General features: G+C 63.3%; 18 protein-coding genes. 12 read left to right on the top strand and 6 right to left on the bottom strand.

Annotated features, from left to right (window positions below):
- Positions 1 to 164: 164 nt before the first annotated feature.
- From NFH66_RS11685 to NFH66_RS11660, 6 genes are read left to right on the top strand one after another with little or no spacing between them, the layout of a single operon-like run.
- Positions 165 to 812 carry a hypothetical protein gene (locus tag NFH66_RS11685; protein ID WP_323714598.1) on the top strand — a complete coding sequence of 216 codons (648 nt, stop codon included), beginning with the start codon at positions 165 to 167 and terminating at the stop codon, positions 810 to 812.
- Positions 813 to 821: 9 nt separating this feature from the next.
- Positions 822 to 1,541, top strand: a complete 720-nt coding sequence (locus tag NFH66_RS11680; RefSeq protein WP_323714599.1) for a TIGR03759 family integrating conjugative element protein — start codon at positions 822 to 824, stop codon at positions 1,539 to 1,541.
- Positions 1,526 to 2,146, top strand: a complete 621-nt coding sequence (locus NFH66_RS11675) for a lysozyme family protein (protein ID WP_349610429.1) — start codon at positions 1,526 to 1,528, stop codon at positions 2,144 to 2,146. The genes NFH66_RS11680 and NFH66_RS11675 overlap by 16 nt, the downstream gene beginning before the upstream one ends.
- Positions 2,143 to 2,676, top strand: coding sequence for an integrating conjugative element protein (locus tag NFH66_RS11670; protein ID WP_003141015.1), 534 nt, complete (start codon positions 2,143 to 2,145; stop codon positions 2,674 to 2,676). The genes NFH66_RS11675 and NFH66_RS11670 overlap by 4 nt, the downstream gene beginning before the upstream one ends.
- Before the next feature lie 8 nt (positions 2,677 to 2,684).
- Entirely contained in the window at positions 2,685 to 4,841 is a 2,157-nt protein-coding gene (gene traD / locus NFH66_RS11665; protein WP_016851988.1) for a type IV conjugative transfer system coupling protein TraD, read from the top strand.
- Complete coding sequence (locus tag NFH66_RS11660; protein WP_003141008.1) at positions 4,838 to 5,587, top strand: TIGR03747 family integrating conjugative element membrane protein; 750 nt, start codon at positions 4,838 to 4,840, stop codon at positions 5,585 to 5,587. Before traD ends, NFH66_RS11660 begins: the two co-directional genes overlap by 4 nt.
- A 57-nt stretch (positions 5,588 to 5,644) precedes the next feature.
- On the opposite strand, the gene NFH66_RS11655 is transcribed toward NFH66_RS11660, so the two are convergent.
- Together NFH66_RS11655 and NFH66_RS11650 are read right to left on the bottom strand one after the other, a co-directional pair.
- On the bottom strand, positions 5,645 to 6,514 hold the full coding sequence (locus tag NFH66_RS11655) for an ImmA/IrrE family metallo-endopeptidase (protein WP_349610428.1): 870 nt from the start codon (positions 6,512 to 6,514) through the stop codon (positions 5,645 to 5,647).
- A 2-nt stretch (positions 6,515 to 6,516) separates the two neighbouring features.
- Positions 6,517 to 6,906, bottom strand: coding sequence for a helix-turn-helix domain-containing protein (locus tag NFH66_RS11650; RefSeq protein WP_034037680.1), 390 nt, complete (start codon positions 6,904 to 6,906; stop codon positions 6,517 to 6,519).
- Positions 6,907 to 7,193: 287 nt separating this feature from the next.
- On the opposite strand from NFH66_RS11650, the gene NFH66_RS11645 reads away from it, so the two are divergent.
- Genes NFH66_RS11645 through NFH66_RS11620 form a run of 6 tightly spaced genes read left to right on the top strand, consistent with a single transcriptional unit; the run spans position 7,194 to position 11,929 of the window.
- The gene (locus tag NFH66_RS11645; protein WP_023093135.1) at positions 7,194 to 7,418 is read left to right on the top strand and encodes a DUF2188 domain-containing protein; all 225 of its coding nucleotides are present in this window, start codon (positions 7,194 to 7,196) and stop codon (positions 7,416 to 7,418) included.
- Between the two features lie 6 nt (positions 7,419 to 7,424).
- Positions 7,425 to 8,426 carry a CBASS cGAMP-activated phospholipase gene (locus tag NFH66_RS11640; RefSeq protein WP_349610427.1) on the top strand — a complete coding sequence of 334 codons (1,002 nt, stop codon included), beginning with the start codon at positions 7,425 to 7,427 and terminating at the stop codon, positions 8,424 to 8,426.
- Positions 8,420 to 9,562: a CBASS cGAMP synthase gene (locus tag NFH66_RS11635; RefSeq protein ID WP_023094209.1), complete on the top strand. Its 1,143-nt coding sequence runs from the start codon at positions 8,420 to 8,422 to the stop codon at positions 9,560 to 9,562. The genes NFH66_RS11640 and NFH66_RS11635 overlap by 7 nt, the downstream gene beginning before the upstream one ends.
- Positions 9,559 to 11,190: a ThiF family adenylyltransferase gene (locus NFH66_RS11630; protein WP_077566026.1), complete on the top strand. Its 1,632-nt coding sequence runs from the start codon at positions 9,559 to 9,561 to the stop codon at positions 11,188 to 11,190. The genes NFH66_RS11635 and NFH66_RS11630 overlap by 4 nt, the downstream gene beginning before the upstream one ends.
- A complete protein-coding gene (locus tag NFH66_RS11625; protein ID WP_050411167.1) occupies positions 11,178 to 11,654 on the top strand; it encodes a Mov34/MPN/PAD-1 family protein in 477 nt (158 codons plus the stop codon). Before NFH66_RS11630 ends, NFH66_RS11625 begins: the two co-directional genes overlap by 13 nt.
- Before the next feature lie 14 nt (positions 11,655 to 11,668).
- A complete protein-coding gene (locus NFH66_RS11620) occupies positions 11,669 to 11,929 on the top strand; it encodes a TIGR03747 family integrating conjugative element membrane protein (protein ID WP_502878651.1) in 261 nt (86 codons plus the stop codon).
- Here NFH66_RS11620 and NFH66_RS11615 read toward each other — a convergent pair.
- The 4 genes from NFH66_RS11615 to NFH66_RS11600 all read right to left on the bottom strand — a co-directional run bounded on the left by NFH66_RS11615 (position 11,926) and on the right by NFH66_RS11600 (position 19,671).
- Positions 11,926 to 13,344: a UvrD-helicase domain-containing protein gene (locus NFH66_RS11615; RefSeq protein WP_349610426.1), complete on the bottom strand. Its 1,419-nt coding sequence runs from the start codon at positions 13,342 to 13,344 to the stop codon at positions 11,926 to 11,928. The two genes, NFH66_RS11620 and NFH66_RS11615, sit on opposite strands and share 4 nt — an antisense overlap.
- Positions 13,331 to 15,064 (bottom strand): ATP-dependent nuclease, encoded by a 1,734-nt coding sequence (locus tag NFH66_RS11610; protein WP_077566024.1) that lies wholly within the window; start codon positions 15,062 to 15,064, stop codon positions 13,331 to 13,333. The genes NFH66_RS11615 and NFH66_RS11610 overlap by 14 nt, the downstream gene beginning before the upstream one ends.
- 135 nt (positions 15,065 to 15,199) lie before the next feature.
- Positions 15,200 to 17,938, bottom strand: a complete 2,739-nt coding sequence (locus NFH66_RS11605) for a DEAD/DEAH box helicase (RefSeq protein ID WP_025297734.1) — start codon at positions 17,936 to 17,938, stop codon at positions 15,200 to 15,202.
- Positions 17,938 to 19,671: a site-specific DNA-methyltransferase gene (locus NFH66_RS11600; protein ID WP_050378109.1), complete on the bottom strand. Its 1,734-nt coding sequence runs from the start codon at positions 19,669 to 19,671 to the stop codon at positions 17,938 to 17,940. Before NFH66_RS11600 ends, NFH66_RS11605 begins: the two co-directional genes overlap by 1 nt.
- Positions 19,672 to 19,675 lie beyond the last annotated feature (4 nt).

Raw genomic sequence — 19,675 nt, 5'->3', positions numbered from 1 at the left:
CCAAGGAGATGAGGCGTTCGTCAGCGGATTACATCGGGGCCAGTGGGCACATGGGGCAACCCAGAGTCCACACAACAGGCCGGATACAAGGCAGCAGCCGACTTCTTCACGAAATGATGCGGGTTACTACTCATTGCCGGGAGGCATCCATACAAGATGCAGCCATGACCTTTCCCCAGGCGCCATCCGAGCGCAATTCCCGCACGCGCTGGCTCAAGATCGCCGCGGCCTTCTGGCTGCTGCTCATCAGTGCCGTGGCACTCATCAACAGCGTCGGCCTGTCGCGGCTCGCCGAACAGACCCAGGGCAGCGCGCAGGATGCGCAGGTCAAGGCGCTGGGCCTGCGCGTGGCCGATCTCGAACAACAGGCCGATGCGGACAAGCGCCGGCCGGCGCCGATCAGCCAGGCCGAGTTCGCCACCGCGCGGCAGGCGCTGGACGAACGGATGACGCGCCTCGAAGAGGACGATGAGGCGAGGGCCCTGGCCATCGACCTGCAGACGCTGCAGGCGCGCGTGAACGGAATCGAAACCCGCCTGGAGAAGACCCGGCAGGTGGCATCCGCCGCTCGCCCGCGCGCTCCGGTTGCGACGAAGCCCAAGGTGCCGGAGCCGCCGTTCCGGGTGCTCGGCATGGAGCTGCGGGGAGGCGAGCGCTTTCTGTCGATCACCTCCACCGCCGCGGCCTCGCTCGCGGGCGCCCGGCTGCTGCGCGAGGGCGATGCCGAGGGCGGCTGGCAACTGCAGTCCATCGAGGCGCAGGCGGGCGTGTTCCAGGTGAACGGCCAGACGCAGCGCATCGCGGTGCCGTAGGAGGTCGCCATGATCCTGCGGTCGTTGCTCGCTGCCGTTGTCCTGTTCGCCGCTTTCGGTGCATCCGCCCAACCGGCCCCGGTGACGAACTCGCGCATGGTGCCCGCCCAGGTGCAGCCGGGCGCTGATGCCGCGCTCGACGAGAGGCTGGCGCGGGAGTGGGGGCTTCGCTCCGAGGAGTGGGCACGTTACCGGCAACTGATGCAGGGGCCGCTCGGGGTCTATTCACCCCAGCTCGATCCGCTCACGGCACTGGGCATCGAGGCCCGCAGCGAGGAGGAGCGCAGGCGCTACGCGGAGTTGCAGGTGCAGGCCGAGGCCCGGCGCGTCGGCAAGACGCTGGCCTACCAGCGCGCCTACGACGCGGCGTGGCAGCGCCTGTTTCCTGGCCAGCCGCGCGTGAGCCTGCCCGGTGCCAAGGCGCCGGGTGCCGGCAACACCGGCTCCGGCCGCCTGGCAGTTTTCGTCAAGGCCGACTGCGCACCGTGCGCGCAGCGCGTGCAGCAATTGCAGGCGGCCGGCACGGCCTTCGATCTCTACATGGTCGGCAGCCGTCAGGACGACGCGCGCATCCGGCAGTGGGCCACCCAGGCGGGCATCGACCCGGCCAGGGTGCGCGCCCGCTCCATCACGCTCAACCACGATGCAGGGCGCTGGCTGTCGCTGGGCCTGCCCGGCGATCTGCCGGCCGTGGTGCGCGAGGTGAACGGCCAATGGCAGCGGCAATAGGTGCTCCAGGCCGGGAGCATCGGCCATCCCGCGTCGCCATCCGCTGCGCCAGCGCCATGCTGCTGCTCGCCACCGGCGGCTGGGCGTTGGCCGCCCTGGCGCGGGAAGTGCCGCCGCCGGCCTATCAACTGGCGGCGCATCGTGCAGACGTGCCGGCGGCGGTGCTATATGCGGTGGCCTTGCAGGAGAGTGGCGCCATGCTGCGCGGGCGCCTGATCCCCTGGCCGTGGACGCTCAACGTCGCCGGCTCGCCACAGCGCTATGCCACCCGCGCCGAGGCCTGCGCGGGGCTGCACCGTGCGCTCGCCCACACGCCGGCCAATCGCATCGACGCCGGCCTCGGCCAGGTCAATCTCGGCTACCACACGCATCGCTACACGCAGCCCTGCGAGCTGCTGGACCCGTACCGCAACCTCGCCATCGCTGCGGAAATCCTGCGCGAACAGTACACGCCGGGCGAGGACTGGCTGCTTGCCATCGGCCGCTACCACCGGCCCGCCGGCGGGGCACCCGCGGCGCGATACCGGCGCAGTGTGCATCGGCACCTGACCCGCGTACTCGACCCCGGCGTTCCCGTTCCAACTCTCCAGGCCACCACGCCATGAACCACACCGTCCTCATCGCCGCCATCGGGCTGCTGTCCACGACCACCATCTTCGCCCAGACCGTCTCCGGGCCGCTGATCGTCGTCGAAGACCGCGGCGGCGACTCCGCGCTGCCGTACTACCAGTCGCTGAATCCTCAGCCGGATCAGGCCACGCCGCCGGCCCCGATGCCGACCCCTCGCGCGGGCAACACGGCCGACGCCGAAGCCGCCATGCTGCCGGTGCGCTCGACGCAACTGTCGCCGGGCGAGGTGCAGCGCCGCGTCATCCGGGCGCCGGGCCTGACGGCGCTGTTCCTGATCGGCGACGACGAGCGTTCGCGCGCCTGGCTGCGGCAGCGGCAGGCGGCGCTGCGAGAGCTGCAGGCCGTGGGCCTGGTGGTCAACGTGGAGTCGATGGCTGCGCTGACGGCGCTGCGCAGGCTGGCGCCCGGCCTGATCCTGTCGCCGGCCTCCGGCGATGACCTGGCCCAGCGCCTGGGCCTGCGCCACTACCCGGTGCTCATCACGGCCACCGGTGTCGAGCAGTAGGTGCGCAAATGGCCCAACCGCATGCGGTCGAGGTCTTGCTGCGGCCAGCGGTGGAGCTTTATACCGTGGCGGTCTGCACCGGCGCCGCGATTCTGTGCCTGGTGGCACCGTGGTCGCTCGCGCTGAACCCGCTGCTCGGCCTGGGCTCGGCGCTGGCCTTCCTGACCTTCGGCGCGATTCGCCTGCGCGATGCCTGGGCGATCCTGCGCTATCGCCGCAACATCCGCCGCCTGCCGCGCTACGTGATGACCAGCCGCGACGTGCCGGTGAGTCAGCAACGGCTGTTCGTCGGCCAGGGCTTTCGCTGGGAACAGCGGCACACGCACCGGCTGATGCAGACCTATCGGCCGGAGTTCCGCCGCTACGTCGAGCCGACGGCGATCTACCGGGCCGCCCGGCGGCTGGAGGAGCGGCTTGAGTTCGCGCCGTTTCCCGTCTCGACGCTGGCGCGCGCGTTGGCCTGGGACAGCCCGCTCAACCCGGCGCGACCACTGCCGTCGGTCGGCGGACTGCCACGCCTGCATGGCATCGAGCCGCACGAGGTCGACGTCACCCTGCCGCTGGGCGAGCGCGTCGGCCACACCCTGGTGCTGGGCACCACGCGCGTGGGCAAGACGCGGCTGGCCGAGCTGTTCATCACCCAGGACATCCGCCGCAAGGTCCGCGGCGAGCACGAGGTGGTGATCGTCTTCGACCCCAAGGGCGATGCGGACCTGTTGAAGCGCATGTACGTCGAGGCCAAGCGCGCCGGGCGCGAAGGCGAGTTCTACGTCTTCCATCTGGGCTGGCCGGACATCTCGGCGCGCTACAACGCCGTGGGCCGGTTCGGGCGGATCTCCGAGGTGGCCACGCGGATCGCCGGGCAGCTCTCCGGCGAAGGCAACAGCGCCGCGTTCCGCGAATTCGCCTGGCGCTTCGTCAACATCATCGCGCGCGCCCTGGTCGAGCTGGGGCAGCGGCCGGACTACCTGCTGATCCAGCGCCACGTCATCAACATCGACGCGCTGTTCATCGAGTACGCCCAGCACTACTTCGCCAAGAACGAGCCGAAGGCCTGGGAGGTCATCGTTCAGCTCGAAGCGAAGCTGAACGAGAAGAACATCCCGCGCAACATGATCGGGCGCGAGAAGCGCGTGGTGGCCCTCGAACAGTACCTGTCCCAAGTGCGCATCTATGACCCGGTGCTCGACGGCCTGCGCAGCGCCGTGCGCTACGACCGGACCTACTTCGACAAGATCGTCGCTTCGCTGCTGCCGCTGCTGGAGAAGCTCACCACCGGCAAGATCGCGCAACTGCTCGCACCGAACTATTCCGACCTGTCCGACCCGCGGCCGATCTTCGACTGGATGCAGGTCATCCGCAAACGCGCGGTGGTCTACGTGGGGCTGGATGCGCTGTCCGACGCCGAAGTCGCGGCGGCGGTGGGCAACTCGATGTTCAGCGATCTGGTCTCGGTCGCCGGCCACATCTACAAGTTCGGCGTCGACGACGGGCTGCCCGGCGCCGCGGCGGGCGCCAAGATTCCGATCAACGTCCACGCCGACGAATTCAACGAACTCATGGGCGACGAGTTCATTCCGATGGTCAACAAGGGCGGCGGTGCCGGCGTGCAGGTGACGGCCTACACGCAGACCTTGAGCGACATCGAGGCCCGCATCGGCAATCGTGCCAAGGCCGGCCAGGTGGTCGGCAACTTCAACAACCTGTTCATGCTGCGCGTGCGCGAGACCGCCACCGCCGAGCTGCTGACGCGACAACTGCCCAAGGTCGAGGTGTACGCCACGGCGCTGATGAGCGGCGCCACCGACAGCTCCGATCCGCACGGCAATACCGCGTTCACGTCCAACACCCAGGACCGCATCAGCAGCAACAGCGTGCCGTTGATCGAGCCGGCGCATGTGGTGGCGCTGCCCAAGGGGCAGTGCTTCGCGCTGACCGAGGGCGGCAACCTCTGGAAAGTCCGCATGCCGCTGCCTGCGCCCGACCCCGACGAAGCCATGCCGAAGGATCTGCAGGAGCTGGCCGGCTACATGCGACAGCACTACGTCGAGGCAGGAGACTGGTGGGAGAACCAAGGCATCCCCGGCCTGCAGGACAAGGCGCTGCCCGACGACCTGCTGGACGACTTCAAGCAGATGGCCGCGGCTGAAGAGGCCGAAGCATGAGCGATCCGGCCGTCGCGGCCCAACGCCAGCAGCAACGACAGCAAGGCCTGATCGCCGGCCTGGTCACGCTGCCGTTCCGCTTCTTCGGCGTGCTGTGCGGCGCGCTGCTGCTGTGCATCCTGATCGAATGCGTCGGCATGCACTTCTTCTGGCCCGAGCAGGGCTGGCGCCACGCGCAGGGCATGCTGCACTACGAGCTGGATCAGCTTTCCACGCATTTCACCCGCAGCGCGCTGGTGCAGGAGCCGGGGCGCACCGCGCACCGGCTGGTCGAGCAGGGCTACGACTGGCTGTTCGTGAAAAGCGGTCTGCTGGACTGGATACGCGACGCCTCGGCGCAGGCCAGCGCCGGCAGCCATCGTCCGACCAAGGATTTCCGCTACTACATCGGCTTGGTCTATGTGAACGTGGAGAGCTACCTGATCGCGGCGGCCTATACGACGCTGGTCTTCCTCGTGCGGCTGCTGGTGCTGTGCCTGACCCTGCCGCTGTTCCTGATGGCCGCCTTCGTCGGGCTGGTGGACGGCCTGGTGCGCCGGGACATCCGCCGCTTCGGCGCGGGACGCGAGTCGGGGTTCATCTATCACCGCGCCAGGGCCAGCCTGATCCCGCTGGCCGTGCTGCCGTGGGTGACTTACCTGGCATTGCCGGTCAGCGTGAACCCGCTGCTGATCCTGTTGCCCAGTGCCGCATTGCTCGGCGTGGCGGTGTGCATTGCGGCGGCGACGTTCAAGAAGTACCTGTAAGAACGCGCAAATGGCGCATAAGAGTCACCCCCTTGCGGTCTTGGCCGTGATCGCTTTTCAGCGGCGCCTGCTTCGCCCCGGCCATGGCAGTTCTCCCGTCAGTTCAGCCAAGCCTCCATCGTCTTCGACACGTGCGCCGAAGCGGTTCACCTCAACCTCCGGCAAATCGTCGCTGTCGAACCATAGCAAGGAGATGGTGGTATCGGTGCGCTGGTAATGTCTTGAAAGTTCCCAGAGGTCAAGGCCCTTTTCCCAGTTGTCGAACCAGATGTCCTGTGAAACTTCCCCCGTCTCAGTAGCGCTATTCCCTGAAGAGCGAATTCGGTGAGCCACGGAGCCTGCTGGAATGACCGACCTGGGAGGTATCCAGGCCCCTGCTTGCCGCAAGGCCGTTGAGCGTGCGGCATACCGCACCGCACCGCGCTCCATGGTGACGAATGCGCACGGCATATCGCTAAGACTGGCAAACCTTGACGCCGCTGCAGGGAATGATGTGCCGAACAAGTCGGCCATGTGTTGGATGAGATCCAGGGAGGGCTCTTCCTTGGGAACAGCGGAGAGCCATTGCTGATAGGGCATCAGCAGTTCAGCGGCAAACGTGTCGCAGGCGATCTCGTTCGGATGTCGCTTTGCATAGGACCATGACGGCACCTCGTCGTGACTCGATTCCAAGCCAAGCACGATATGGGCTATTTCGTGGCAGACAGTGAAGCGCTGGCGCTCTTCGGTTTCCAGCGAATTCACAGTGATGATGTGCTTCCCGTTCGGCTTGGTAACGGTATAGCCAGACTCCCCCTCGCCAAGCTCATCCTTCTTGACCTTGGCGTTAGCAGCGGTCACATACGGGGACAGGTCTGCTCGGATGTTCGAAACATCGACTCTCGCGACAAACGCGCGCGCTCTCTGCCTGACATCCGCCTCGTCCATGTTCAGTCGTCCTCGTCGTCATCGAAGGCCCTTTTGATTCGGGCGATGAGCGTCGCGGGGTCAGGCCTTGCATTTCCCCGATGCCTGACGCCAGCCGCGGCCGAAAAAACGTCGATGCTGATCGAGGGATCTTGTAGCACGAATTCAACGAGGCTTGGATCAGCGTCTGCGTGGTCAACCAGCCACATCACGAGTGCGGCATCTCTTTCTCCCGGCTTGAGAACCTTCAACAGCTTCTCAACCAAGTCTTGGGATGGGTTTGTCTTCTCGCCTGTTTCGAGGCGGTGGACATAAGCATGATCAACTGACGATAGCTGGCCGATCTCACGCAGGGAAAGGGTTCTGCGTTCGCGTAGCGTCTTGAGGGCGACGCCTAGGCCTGTTTGCGACATGAGTTCTGATCCTTGCGGTTGCGGGAAGAAGGGCCAAGCCCTCTGTTGCCCCTCCACATCCGGTTGATGTTCAAAGGCGCACGCCGCACGCCAGTTGCACCGGCACACGTGCTCTGATACATTGTTGTCCAGCCAGACAACAGACGTAGGTTTTACGCCTGCTCCAGGTTGGATTGGCTTGGCCATCCTGTTGTCTGCGTGAGCAACGAATTGTGCTACAGCGGGTGGCCATTGACAACCCAGCCGAGCGGCTGGGACTTCGATAGTTCCACTGTAGGAGAGCCATCATGGCAGGCAAGAATCAGCATGTTGTTCCTCATCAGGACGGTTGGGCCGTCAAGGGAGCCGGCAATCAGCGGGCGACCTCCGTGCACGACACGCAGCAACAGGCCATTGACGCAGCGAGGGATATCGCACGCAACCAGCAGTCCGAACTCGTCATCCATCGTCCGGATGGCCGTATCCGTGATAAGGACAGCCACGGCAACGACTCCTTCCCGCCGAAGGGCTGAAGTGCCATGACGGGCATCCCTACCTACCATGTGCTCGCCCTGTCAGGGGGCGGTTATCGCGGCCTGTACACCGCCACGGTTCTCGCCGAACTCGAAACCGCGCTGGGTCGTCCGATCGCTTCGCACTTTGATCTGATTTGCGGCACATCGGCAGGAGGGATGCTCGCTTTGGGGCTGGCTGCGGAAATTCCGGCCCACGAACTCAAGGCACTGTTTGAAGAACAGGGCAGCCGCATCTTTGGTTGCCGCAGCCTTCCACGGCAGCTTCTTGGATTCTGGTTGACCGCAAAGCATGACTCAGCGGGATTGAAAGAAGTGCTGACCGAGCGCTTCCAGGGGACCACGATAGGCGACCTGAAGCATCGTGTTCTCGTGCCGGCAGTCAACTACTCAACGGGGCGTGGGCAGTTCTTCAAGACACCGCACCATCCGTCCTTTGAGCTGGATCACCGCATGAAGGTCGTTGATGTGGCGTTGGCGACTGCTGCCGCGCCGGTCTATTTTCCTCTGGCGCGCAACGACCGTGGTGTCTTCGCGGATGGGGGGCTGGTGGGCAACGCCCCGGGCCTCTTCGGGTTGCACGAAGTCAAGACGTTCCTGGCGCCGAAACAGGATGCGCTGGTTCGGGTCCTCGCCATCGGCACGATGACCATCGGTGCGACCGTTCGCGGCGGCGCCAGCCTCGACCGCGGATTCGGCAAGTGGCGTGGGGGACTCTTCGACCTCGTGATCTCCGCCCAGGAGTCGTCGGTGGACTACATGCTGCGGCAGGCGCTGGGCAACAACTACTTCCAGATCGACGACAAGGCGACACCGGATCAAAGCAAGGACGTGAAGGCGCTGGATCGGGTTTCCATTGGCGCCACGAACACGCTCAAGGATCGCGGCAACCACGCGGCGCAGCGTGCGCTCGGCGATCCTCTTTTCCAACCATTTCGAGCGCACCAGGCCGGCGCTCCCATCTTCTATCACGGCCCCAACAAGAATGTTCAGGAGGCCGCATGCTGAACTTGAGCCCACTCTTCTTCACCACCCTTGATGACGAATCCTGCATGCACGACGAGCTGGATCTGACGCCTGGGCAGCGCGCCTGGATCGCCAGCGCACGCACTGACGTCAGGGACTGCCTGCGCACAGGCATCCCCCGCGTGCTTAGGGCAAACGGATACACGGAAGACGTGCCACAGCCGCGCTTCTTCACGCAAGGGTCGTGGGCATACAAGACGCTGAACTCCCCGGCACAACACCCTCAGCAGGCGGATGTCGATGATGGCTGCTATCTGCCAATGAGTTTCGTCTCGCAGACGAAGCGTCCCAGCACTGCGGCGACGGTGTTCTTTGCCGCTGCGGAAGAAGCATTGAAGCCGCTGGTCGAGGAAAGGCGGTGGAAGCTTGTCACCGACAAGCCGACATGCATCCGCATCGTCATTGCTGCGTATGCCCACATTGATATTCCTCTGTACGCCATTCCCGACGAGGAATTTGTCACGCTCGCAAAGGCTTCGATGGAGCGATATGGCTACGACTCGCTGACGGAAGCGGTGAACATGGCAGAGCGCGATGCCTGGACCGCGCTGCCGGCTGACAAGGTTCTCCTGGCCCATCGTGAATGCAACTGGATGTCCTCTGACCCGAGGCCCGTGAAGGAATGGTTCCTGGGCGAAGTGGAGGCCAAGGGGGAGCAGTTCCGCCGCGTGGTTCGTTACTTGAAGGCGTTCCGCGATTGGAAGTGGTCCAGCGGAGGACCTGCCTCGATCCTGTTGATGGCCGCCGCGGCCCCGCTCTTTGAGAAACGCGATAGGCGCGACGACCTCGCTCTGCTGGATGTCGTCGCGGCACTGCCAGCCCGGTTGCGTGGGGGAGTGAACAACCCCGTGGAAGAGTCCGAATCGCTCACGGAGCGACTTGGCCAAGCGGGTGTCGAAGATGCGGCCAAAGCATTCGAAGAGTTTGAGAAGGTGCTTCGCGGAGCAACCGGCGCCGGCAGTCCTTCACAGGCCTGCATCTGGATGCGAGGCGAATTCGGCCCGCGTTTTCCGAACGAGCCGGATCGGGTCAAGGTGGTGTCCGTTGCCGCCACGATTGCCGCGACTCCCGCTACTGCCGGTCCTAGCGAACTCATCGGACGAACGAAAGCTGGATGAGCAGCGCCGCAGCGGTCGCAGACGTGATCGAGGCCTTCAAGCAGCGAGGCTTCGCGTTTGTTGGCAAGACGGATGACGGCTGGTTCAGGCTGCACGGGCGGTTGACCTCGCCCCAAGCGGACAAGGGTTGTCCGTGCGAAGTCCAGCTCGACCCCACGTTCTTCGACTTGCCTCGCATCCGGCTGCTGGAAATCCCTCCTGAGCTGCCCGCAGCGGTTCCTCATCTTGGCGCAGATGGCGGGCTTTGCTATCTCGCCAAGGGCACCGTCGTTCTGGACATCTACGATCCTGTCGGACAGTCGCTGGCGTGCCTGCAACGCGCGGCCGTCGTGTTCGGGCAGATCATGCAGGGGGAGATGATCGAAGACCTCGCGGAAGAGTTCTTCGCCTATTGGCACGGCTGGCATTGTTTCGTGGACATGCAAGGCGAGGATCTAGGGCGACAGAACTGCATCGTCGCGCATGCCAATGGGTGCCCCTTGTGGTTCATCACCGACAACGAAGATCGAACAACTGAAAAGCTGAAGTCGCTCGGCTACCAGGTCACCGATAGAACGGTGCTGACTTACCGAGTAAAGACCGGTGCTCAACCGCGCCCTCTGACTAGCAATTGGCCTCCTGAAACAGTCGGGGATATCCTGGCGTGGCAGAGCACTCTTGATCCCCGGTGCCGGCGCAAGATTCACGAGCGTATCAAGGAGGGGGAGAGGAAGAAGGCCAACGGAGTTCTGATCGTCATCGAGTCTCCGCTGATGACCTATGGCTTTGCGGTTCTCTACGACCGCCAAAGTCCTGTCCAAAAGAGCAAGCTCGCAGATCGCAGGGATTCGAGCTATGGGTTGAAGGTGATGCCCATTTCGGTGGTCAGAATTGACGATCGGTACCTTGCCCAGCGGAACATGCCGAACTCAAAGACGCTTGCAGGGAAGAACATCGCCGTCGTTGGATGCGGCACGATTGGTGGCTATCTGTCGGACATGCTTGTCAAGGCTGGGGCGGGGACATGTGGCGGAAAACTCACGTTGGTGGATTTCGATTGCTTTCTCCCGCAAAACATCGGGCGCCATCGCCTCGGATTCCCGGACCTGCTGTCGAACAAGGCCGAGGCTATGGCGAAGGAACTCAAGCGCTTGGCGCCAGGCGCCGAGATTCGCGCGCTGCCCGTGGATGTCAGGCATGCCCAACTGGGAGAGCTGGACCTGCTCATAGATGCCACCGGGGAAGAATCTCTCGGGCATTGGCTGTGCGGCCACTATCCGCCTCCGACGCCCATGCTTTCGGTCTGGATCGAGGGGCCGGGAACGGCTGTCCGTGCGCTCCTGAGGACGAAAGCATCTGATGCGTGCTATCGATGTCTTTGGCATAGCAACAGAAGAGGCGAGTTCCGTTCTATCACTGATCCTCTTCCTGCCATTCTGGCGGGGCATGGATGCGAAGGCTTGTACGTGCCATTCCCCGCTTCGGTGTCGGTGCACGCTGCCAGCCTGGGCGCTGAGATGACCCTCGATTGGGTCAACGGCGTTTATACCCCCGCGTTACGAACCAGGTTGATCGACCGCGCCCAGCAGCTTGCCACACCCGATTGCGATCCGCCGCGGGATCGGGAGTGCCCATTATGCAATTCATGAGTTCTTGGGCGGCCGACGACAACAGAACGCTGCTGCATTTTTCGAAGTCCACGCTGGAGACCTTCCGCCAGCATGTCCAGGCCAGTGATTCTGACTGCGAAGCTGGCGGGCTGCTACTCGGTTCGGTCCATGGAACTCACATGCTCATTGAGCATGCAACGGTTCCCACGGCATGGGACAAACGGTTTCGCTACCTGTTCGAGAGAATGCCATTCGGCCACGAAGCCATTGCACTGGCTCGATGGACGGCGAGCCAGGGAACCATCCGCTATTTGGGCGAATGGCACACCCATCCGGAAGACAACCCCAACCCGTCGGGCCTCGATAGATCGGAGTGGAACCGTCTGTCGGCCAAGCGTCGGGATAAGCGACCAACGCTCGCTGTCATTGTTGGCCGAAATGCCCTGTATATTGAGTTGGTGCCAGGCTCAGGCCAAGGATCAGTATTCTCCCCTGTGGAATAGCGGCACACAAACCAATGTCGTCGCAGCGTGCCGCCTTCGTCGGGCTGGTGGACGGCCTGGTGCGCCGGGACATCCGCCGCTTCGGCGCGGGCCGCGAGTCGGGGTTCATCTATCACCGCGCCAGGGCCAGCCTGATCCCGCTGGCCGTACTGCCGTGGGTGACTTACCTGGCACTGCCGGTCAGCGTGAACCCGCTGCTGATCCTGCTGCCCAGCGCCGCATTGCTCTGCGTGGCGGTGTGCATTGCGGCGGCGACATTCAAGAAGTGTCTCTAACCGATCACTGGACTGGCGCTACACACTACGAGCTTCATCGACCCCCGGGTCATGGCGACGTAGAGGTTCTGCGCACTCATGCCCTCGATATTTAGCAGCACCGCGACTTCGGCTTCCAGCCCCTTGAGCAACAGCGTGCTGCCGACGGCGCGCTTTGGTAGCGGGCGCCCCAACAGCCGGTTCTCTTCCCGCACGCGCCGGGCCGCTTCTGTCAGAGGGACGGCCCCCGACGAGGCTTCTCGGAGCGCCTTGAGCACCCCGTAGAGGATGGCCGGCCGATGCACACGCACGTTCGGCAGTGCCCGCAGCTCCGACAACAGCGCGGCGGCCGCAGCGAGAGAGGGCGCGCGCCCGAACGCCAGTGCGCGGCTTTCTGCCTCGTTCGGAGGATTCCTTGCAGTTCCCTTTGCCAACGACTCCAGGCGCCGCGTCAACTCCGCCACGCCCACATTGGTCATGACGCTCTGCGCCAGCGCCAGTAACTGCGCGAGGGCATTCGGTGCCCCCGCATCAAAGTTGCTGGCGAAGGCGATGAGGTCTTGCAGATCGACGGCCTCGACCGTCGAAGCGCCCGGCGTCTGGCTCACAAAGTTCTGCTGTGCTGCTCGGTTGCGGCTATCGGCGATGATGAGCACGCGCCCGTCAGCGGTTGGCGATGCCGTCCTCGCAGCGGCTAGGCGCTGGGCATGGTCGTTGGGTGGTACGGCCTGCATCCAGGTCACATGCTCCGGTGGCCCACTACGCAGATCCACCGACTGCCCCACCGCCAACAACCGGCGGGCCTCCAGCAACCATTGTCCCAGCGCTTCCGCGCCGGCGTTGCGCCATCGCCAGGGCGTTGCCAGTTCCCCGACGACAGGAAAATGCGCGCACACGTGCTGGTTCCAGTCGGCCAGCGCATTGCCCCGGAATCCGAAGATCGCCTGCATGGGGTCGCCCAGCACGCAGGTCGGCAAGATCAACGAGAGGAAATAGACGATGTAGTGCTGAGGCACCGAACAATCCTGGTACTCATCCACGATCAGATGCGCATATGAGGCTTTCAGCACCTCACTGACGTGCCCGGCTTGCAGGAGCTTCCAGGCGGCGTCGCGGATTGCCGGGTAGTCCCGCGCAGGTGCAGCCAGCCGCAGAATCTCCGGATCGTGGGCGCTGCGGCCGGGAAAGGTCGAGATGAGCCGGATGGCCCAGCCATCGATCGTGCTCAATCGATAGGCGCTGGCTGGCACACCGGCGCGGTCCAGCCGGCCACGCAGGGCCGCGACCCCGGCATTCGTGTGTGTCAGCACGAGGATGGGCTTGTTGCCCCGATGCCCGGCAAGCGCGTGGGCAATCAACTGTGTCTTGCCGCAGCCGGCCGGTGCGGTGACGGTTCCGCGTTCGATTGCACGAAGGTCGATTTCAACGTGGTCCATCAGTGGCCCACCCGAATACCTGGTCCATCAGAGCACGGAAGCCCTGATCGCAAAGATGCAGGTCCGGTGCAACGATGGTCCTCGCCACGTCCTCCATCCACGAGATGGACTTGAACCAGCCCGCCTTTCGGATGCGCGCTGCCTGACCAAGGATGGCCCTGCATTCGGCCGACAGGTGGCCGGTGTTCTGGATCTCGTCCCAGACCTGCTGGAACGTGAGCATGTTGTTCGAGACGGTGCGCAGGTGTTCGACGATCAGGTCGCCATGCAATTCGTTGGCGTAGCCGATCAGCCTCTGGCAGGCAACCGGCGTGAGACTGCCGAACAGCTCGTCCTCCAGCGCCCGGCCCGCGCGGTAGGCGACGACGGTGCCACCGTTCTCGACAAAAGCCTGCTCGACCGCAGATGTGGGCTTCTTGTCGTCGTCGCGCAGCACCATCACCCGGTAGCCCAGAGACTGAAACGCTGCGGCCCGGGCATACGGTCGATCCGGCTCCCCGCCACCGCAGTCGACGAGGGCCACGCCCAATGCAGCCAGTGACGCATTCCCCTGGTCAAGCCTGTACAAGTCCAGGCCGCGCAGCAGGCCTATCTCGCTGGCTCCCTCGCATACGACCACGGAGCCAGCCAGGAAGGCCTCGGGGTAGAGGCGGATCGTGCTCTGGATGTCATTGTCGGCGCCGACCAGGCGAGCCTCGTGGCCCTGGGGACCACGGCGCAACACGAAGAGCTGGCCGCCCGACAGTTCTCTCAGTGCCACGGGTGAGTGGGTGGTGAGGAACACCTGCAGCGGGGCAGCGGCCTCCTTGGCACCGAGGGAGCCCAGGAACCGCGCGATGCGGTGCGGCTCCAGCCCGTACTCCAGTTCATCCGAGAGCACGATCGACGCCTGACCGGCCGCCTTGCGCTGGAGGCCAGCGACAAGCAGACGGGTGGACCCGACGCCCAGACTGCGAAGCGGGATGCCGCTTTCGTTGTGCAGGGAGATGGTGCCGCCACCGAACGACACCGAATGCGAATCCAGCAGCGCCTTGGCTTTGGCGCCGATGTTGACGCCCAGTTCCTGAGCAGTGGTGGTGACGATCCCCAGCGCTTCTCCCAACTGTTGTTCGGCCTGGTCTCCGAAGGCACTGCGCGCATCCCTTGCGGCCTTGACCAGAGCGGCTGAAGCGTCGGCTCGTTCCTCCGAGATGCGGTTCAGTACGGAGCCGCGCTGCCATCCCAGGTTGAAGTCCGCCAGGGCACCGATCCGAGTGGGCGCCAGGGCGACGCGATCCTTCCATGCGAGCGTCTTGACGATGCCTTGCTGTGCGGCGCGGTCGGAGACAAGGGTCCACGAGGGCTCCAGGTCACTGGCGACCGTCAGGTTCAGGCAGAGCACAACCTCCGCGCCGGCAGAGGGTTCGTCTTCGACGACGCCAGTGTTGGCGTGGTATCCGCGCAGGAACGCACCGAAGCTCTCCAGCGTTCTCATGCTGTCATCGAGGTCGCCGAGCGTCAGCGTGATGCTGATTGGGGTCGTGATGTCCAGGCCGAAGAAGTCCGCATCCGAGAACTGGACATTACGCCTGGCCCCCAGGCATAGATCGATCGCGTCCAGTACCGTGGACTTGCCGCTGTCGCCCGGGCCGATCAGGCAGTTGATGCCAGGCGTCGGGCACCAGGCCAGCAACTGGATGCCGCGGAAGTTGGCGATCTCGATCTTTCTGATTCGTGCCATGGGCTGCCTCTCTGGTGATCGTGCGGCCGTGGCCACGAGGGTTGCGCGCCGAAGAGCCCGGCGAAGTCCATCATTCCCGCCGCCTGGGTGCCTTGCCGGAATCGCTCTTGCTCACCGAAATCGATCGAGGGCAACTCAATTAGCCTTGACCTCAAAGCGCAGGTAATCCGCGAGCCGTTTCGACTCGCTGACTTCGTCATGAGGCACCAGCAGGTACTTCCAGGGCTTGGTGCCTACGCTCGCCGCGTGATCAGATGCGTGCTTGCACCAGCGCATGGCGGCAGCGGCCTTGGCCTGAACTTCCTGCGTGTTGATGTCGGCACGTGCCTTGGTCTCCACCATGAAGATGGTCGCGTCCGTCTCGGCGACGAAGTCGGGGATGTACTCCGGCTGCTCGGTGCCGAGCTTGTAGTAGATCTGGAACTGTCCCTTCGCGGGCTTGAACCACTTCGTCGCGTCGCGCTCCAGGATGATGGCGAAGCGCCGTTCGGTGTCCGAATCGAACTTCTGCAGCGGGTACAGACAACGGGCGAATCCACCGAAGAGCATCTGCTTGATGCGACTGGTCTCGGTCACGGTCTCCCGGAAGTGGTGGGCCGTCTGGCCTGCCGTAGCGGTGTAGTTGCAAGGCCTGAGTTCGGTGAAACCGCGACTGACCTGCACCTCGTACTCCGTCGCCTCTTCCCAGAAGTGGGCCATCATCTGCGCGTGGATTTCCCGTGCGATCAAGCGGCGGTCACGATCGAGGACGCTGATGGCTTCGTCCTCGGACAGATAACTGCGCAGGTGCTGCACCATCTGGCCTGCGAGGTCGTAGAGGAGGTCGGCGTGGGTGAAGTAGTCGATGTCATCGAAGTCCACCAGCGCGTGGACGATGTAGTCCTCCGGGCGCTGCTCCTTGAGTCCGACCTCGGCGGCCAGGGTGAACTGCTCGTTGGTGCGCAGCATCTGCCCGACGATCTCGCGTTGGCCTGGCTGGAGATGAAGCTGGCTCACATCCAGCTTGAAGGCGTGGAAGCCCGTCGTGACCTCGCCAGTCGGTACCACCGCGATGCGCGGGATGTCGATGGTCTGCTGCACCACGATCTCGGTGGTCTTCGCCACCACGGCGGACAAGTCAAGTGCGGGGACTGATTCATCCACGCCCGCCAGCAATTCGCCTTGCAGCGGCTTCAACCGTTCTGCCACTTCCGCGAGGATTTCCTTCTGCACTTCTGGTTTCAGCAGCGCGCTGCTGGTGGGCACCAGATCGCGCTTGACCTCGTACTTGCCGATGACGTCCATGACCACGCGCGCGGCCTGCTTCTCCGCCTCCGTGGTGAACACCGGTTTGGGCGCGGGGACTTCCGCTCCACTGTCAGTGGCTGAAGCCCCTGTGATCACGACCGGTGCTTCCGTCAAACCGAGACGCGCCGCCGCCCCGGACTCGACCTGCACGCTGACCTTCTTGTCGTCGGCGCTCGGCGCATCGAGGATGACCTGCTTCAGGCGAATCGGCGAGTCGCCGCGGTTGGCCTCGTCGATGATCTCCTGGAACTTGTCGTGCGCGACGATGTTCAAGCGATCCACCGACGCGACGCCCGTGCGCTTGCCGTAGGGCAGACGCAGGCCACGCCCGATGGACTGTTCAATCAACGTGCGGGCATTGGCGGCGCGCAGCGGCACGATGGTGTAGAGGTTGGTTACGTCCCAGCCTTCCTTCAGCATGTTGACGTGAATCACGATCTCGGTCGGTTCATCCACGCTCTCCACGGCTAACAGGCGCGTGATCATCTCCTCTTCTTCAGCGCCGGTACGGCTGGAATCGACCTGAATCACCTTGCCCTGGTAGCGCCCCTCATAGAAGGCTTCCGACTCCAGCAGCGCCAAGAGTTGCCCCGCGTGCGTGGTATCGCGAGCGATGACGAGCATGAAGGGCTTGACCGGCTTGACGCCGTTCTCGCGGGCATAGGTGAGCAGCTCGACCTTGGTCGTCTCGTGCAGGCGCACACCGTCTTCCAGCTTGGTCTTCTCGATCTCCTCGGGCGTGTGCGCCTTGGCGTCGAAGTTGCGCTGGGTGACCACGGCAGGTTCCTTGACGAAGCCGTCCTCCATCGCCCTCGCCAGCGGGTAGTCCATCACCACGTTCTTGAACGGCACCGGCCCACGGCTGGACTCGACGAACGGTGTCGCCGTCACCTCCAGACCGAATAGCGGCTTGAGCTCGTTGATAGAGCGCACCCCAGCGCTGGCCCGGTAACGGTGCGACTCGTCCATCAGCAGCACGAGGTCAGGCAGGTTCGCGAGATGGTTGAAGTAGCTGTCGCCCAGCACTTCCTTCATCCGCTTGATGCGCGGCTCCTTGCCGCCGCGCACCTCGGAGTTGATCTTGGAGATGTTGAAGATGTTGATGCGCACGTCGTGAGCGAAGCCCATCGACTGATCGCCCACCGCCGCGCCGGTCTGGTCGTAGTTGTCGCCGGTGATGATCAGCGGCGGTTGCTGCGCGAATTCTGCGATGCCCTTGAACACGTACTTCGGCGTGTTGCGCGTGAAGTCCGTGATGAGCTTGTTGTAGATCGTCAGGTTGGGCGCAAGCACGAAGAAGTTGTTGATGCCGTGCGCCAGATGCAGGTAGGCGACAAATGCCCCCATCAGGCGCGTCTTGCCCACACCCGTGGCCAGCGCGAAGCACAGCGACGGGAACTCACGCTCAAAGTCCTCCAGCGTGCTGAACTCGGCCTTCAACGTGGAGAGAATGGCCGAGACATCACGCTCGTGACCCAATAGCTCGGGCGCAGCATCGAGCGCGCGAGCGAGCTTGATGAGGGAGTCGGCCTGGGGCGGGCGGAGAGACAGACGGCCGGTAACGGCGTGCAGGACGCGGGTGCTCATTATTCGTTCTCCCCAAACAGGCCGCCCTGTCCCGCGTTGGCGAGGGCCACTTTTCTGCTCTTAGTGTTCTTGACGCTAGTGCCAGAGGGCGCAGGCTCGGCCTTCTCAATCTCCGCCATCGGCAGGTTGGTCACATTCAAGCTGTAGTCGTCACGGCCCCAATGGCAGCGGGCCAACACCATCTTCGGAATCTTCTTCAACGTCAGGTTCGGCCAGCGTTCCGCCGCTTTGGCCGCCGTGACTCCGTGGAAAGCGGCGCAGCACACCAGCAGGCTCTGCTCCAGGCCGACTTCATCGGACAGGGCTTGCAGTTGCTCTGCGGACAGGTTCTGGGTGGTGACATAGATGAAATCGCGCTCGCTGGAGTGGCCGTGCTGCCACCAGTGAGTTTCCGATGGCGCGTAGTTGAAGCCTTCCAGCTTGGCCAGCGCCTCGGCCAGTTGCGCAGCGTTGTATTCGGGATTGATGACCGGGTTGCCCCAGCGGTCGTTGACGATCAGGCTGGGGGCAAGACGGTAATAGCGGAAGCCGCCGCCGCCGTGCCAACTTAGAGCCTCTGTGACGCCGCCCTTATCTTCGCCGTCAATTACCTTCCTGAGACGCGGAATGATGTGTGTATGGCAAGTTTCCTCAAGCTCCACCATTATCCAGCGCCGTCCCATTTTATGAGCGGCTGCTCCAGTGGTACCAGATCCCGCAAATGAGTCAAGAACCCAGTCTCCTGGATTCGTTGAAATACTAAGAATACGGGAAACCAAGTCTTCTGGCTTCGGGGTTTCAAATGCTTGAACGCCCTCCAAAACAGATCTTTGATGAGCCTTAGTTTGTCGAGTCGTGTGCAAGTCTGACCAGATTGTTGGCCAAGGGCGCGTAGGAGCGTCGGGAGCATATTCTCTTGTGTAAGGAACCCACCGCAGTACTCCGCCGCTTTCCCTTTGCTTCCAAACAAGCTCTCCCTTCGCTATCAGCTCATCAACACCCTTTTTCCCCATTGCCCATCGGGCTTCTTGGCCGTCATCGTGAATGGGGTAAACATCCACGCCGTCTGGCCCCTTGATCGGGAAATACATCGACGGGCGGTCGATCCGAAGACTATTCTTCCCGTTTTTCTTTAGGAGACGGTCACGGTACGGCCTGTCCGATTCCGCGTCCGGCTGCCGGTATGCATTTAAGATTGACTCATCCTGCTTCGGTCGAAAATTAATCGAGTCAGGATTCTTTACATAGCAAAGAATGTATTCATGATCTGGGGAAAGGGCGCCCTTGTTGTCATTTGGGCTGTCGACCTTCTTCCAGATAAATGACGTAACGAAACACTTGCGACCAAAAATCTCGTCGCACAAGACCTTAAGATAGTGAGCCTCGTTGTCATCAATAGAAATCCATAGCGAGCCATCGTCCGAAAGCAGACGCCTGATGATTTCTAGCCGATCCCGTACTAAGCCAAGCCAAATCGAGTGCTCAAGACCATCATCATATTGTGCAAATGCGCTACCGGTGTTGTACGGTGGGTCAATGAACACGCACTTCACTTTGCCGGAGAACTCTTGCTCCAATGCTTTCAGCGCAAGCAGGTTGTCACCGAAGATCAGTCGGTTGTCGAAGATATCGTTGTCCGACACGCGATGCTTGGCGTGATATGACTTCTCTGGATCTTCGAGCAGGATGCGTGGCTCCAACTTGGGCCGCTTCTCCTTGCCGATCCAGGTAAGTTCTAGTTTTTGTTTGCTCATGACA

The organism is Halomonas sp. H10-9-1 (assembly GCF_040147005.1).
Taxonomy (GTDB): Bacteria; Pseudomonadota; Gammaproteobacteria; order Pseudomonadales; family Halomonadaceae; genus Halomonas.
Note: the sequence above shows the minus strand (reverse complement) of the source record. Positions and strands in the feature narration are given on the sequence as shown.